This is a genomic window from Ruegeria haliotis (assembly GCF_013377785.1).
Taxonomy (GTDB): Bacteria; Pseudomonadota; Alphaproteobacteria; order Rhodobacterales; family Rhodobacteraceae; genus Ruegeria; species Ruegeria haliotis.
This window is the reverse complement of the sequence record NZ_JABXWT010000055.1, coordinates 1-1,382: the sequence shown is the minus strand read 5'-3', so window position 1 is coordinate 1,382 and position 1,382 is coordinate 1. Positions and strand designations below refer to the sequence as shown.

Genomic DNA, 1,382 nt, shown 5'->3' with positions numbered 1-1,382 from the left:
GCCCACCCATGTCAGAATACGAAGACGCCGCTGAATAAATACACAATCACAATCACCCCCGCCAAAAGGCGGGGGTTGCCTTGGGTTCGAAATCGCCAGCGACGCCAAAAAGTGGCGCCGTGTCGCGCCTAGCAAGTGGAGGAACAATGAAACACTATGTCCTCAGAAACAATCATGCGAACGTGGTCAAGAAAGAGCCCACGATGTCGAAGCGAGTTCGCAATATCGACGTCGTTCTTCGTGATAGCGCGGCAAAAGCGTCGGCGGAAATAGTCGTCGAATTCTATCAGGCTTTGAATAATCTGGTTGAAGACCAAGTATATATCGTCAACTTTCGTGTCCCCCTCGAAGAACCTGTAGGCGGACCGTCACATTGGGCTGGGCGCACAGCAATTTTTTGGGGTGATCTCGAAAACAAATGGAGTTTGCTGGGATCAGAAAAGTCTTGGGCCTCGCAGGTTCTGAACCTTTCTTCCAGAACAATTCTGGTTGGAGGATCGGTACTACTGCTTGCCCAAATCGGCAGAGTGGACCAACCTGTCGCCGCCATTCACTCCAACTTTAAAACTGCAGCGCTGGAAATCGGCCTTACAAACACTGGGACAGGAACCCATTTTGCACCCGATGGGCGCACACACAGTGCTTCTACTCGGTTGGGTGCGCTTAGTCTGCTGTCTGAATTCGTGTCACTGGATCATGGAACACATTTGGCAGATATTTTGCGCGGCTATATTGGCCTAACGGAACCTCAACGGAATTATGAGAGTAAACTTGCTATCCAACTGATCCATCGTTCGGGAGGAGATCACTTGGTCACGCTGGCCGTAGATACGATGTTGGACCATATCGAAGACCCACTGAGAATTCCGGATCTTTCGAACTTACTCAATACTTCCACTCGCCAGCTTCAGCGTCGGTTCCAGAGCAAAACAGGCGTAAAACTACTGACCACCTACCGGGAACTTCGTATGGAACGCGCCTATAGCCTTTTGCGATACACGGATATGCCGCAGACTGAAATCTCAGCTGCAACAGGGTTCTCATCAAATACTGCTCTGACACGTGCGTTTTTGGATCACTATAAAGCAAAGCCAAAAGACGTGCGAAATCAACGCTTTTTGGGGGAGTTTTCAAATCAATAAGGCGAGAAGGTTTTGCTTTTGAAGCCGACCTTGTTGCATGGATCAAGTTGACGGTGATGTTTGCTCTTTCCCCTCAGCTCGCGCGTACGAATTGCGCTCTACCGAAGGCGACCATGCCGTTCAGGGTGACGTTTGCGATGTGGGTTTTGATCGTTTGAGCAGTTCCAACTAGGTGTTCAGTCCCGGCATCTGGTGGATCGGATTTAGGATGAATCGATCTGGCTCAGAAGTCCAGATTTT

1 protein-coding gene is annotated in these 1,382 nt (G+C 49.9%); it reads left to right on the top strand.

The window, feature by feature from the left end:
* Window positions 1–146: 146 nt before the first annotated feature.
* Window positions 147–1,142, top strand: coding sequence for a helix-turn-helix domain-containing protein (locus HW561_RS23245; RefSeq protein ID WP_176867760.1), 996 nt, complete (start codon window positions 147–149; stop codon window positions 1,140–1,142).
* Window positions 1,143–1,382 lie beyond the last annotated feature (240 nt).

Excerpts from the sequence above, each read along its gene's own strand:
- HW561_RS23245 (WP_176867760.1), top strand. The coding sequence starts at position 147 with ATGAAACACTATGTCCTCAGAAACAATCATGCGAACGTGGTCAAGAAA.